Annotated in this window: 2 tRNA genes; both read left to right on the top strand. The window is 49.6% G+C overall.

What is annotated here, in order from left to right:
- The first annotated feature begins 11 nt into the window (after positions 1–11).
- A tRNA-Pro gene (locus KNQ13_RS15880) sits at positions 12–88 on the top strand.
- 21 nt (positions 89–109) lie between these two features.
- A tRNA-Ala gene (locus KNQ13_RS15875) sits at positions 110–185 on the top strand.
- Positions 186–284 lie beyond the last annotated feature (99 nt).

The following is a 284-nucleotide window of genomic DNA, read 5'->3' as shown; positions in this document are numbered from 1 at the left end:
GGTGCACTTTTCGGGAAGTAGCTCAGCTTGGTAGAGCACTTGGTTTGGGACCAAGGGGTCGCAGGTTCGAATCCTGTCTTCCCGACCATATTCAATTTAATCCCTTAATGGGGCCTTAGCTCAGCTGGGAGAGCGCCTGCCTTGCACGCAGGAGGTCAGCGGTTCGATCCCGCTAGGCTCCACCAAATTATCTTTATGACGAACTTTGAAAACTGAACGATGAGGCAAAAAACGTATCTTCGGATACAAACAATGAATGAAGCGCAAGCTTCGTCAACGTGACT

This window comes from Exiguobacterium sp. s128 (genome assembly GCF_018618815.1).
GTDB lineage: Bacteria > Bacillota > Bacilli > Exiguobacteriales > Exiguobacteriaceae > Exiguobacterium_A > Exiguobacterium_A antarcticum.
Note: the sequence above shows the minus strand (reverse complement) of the source record. Positions and strands in the feature narration are given on the sequence as shown.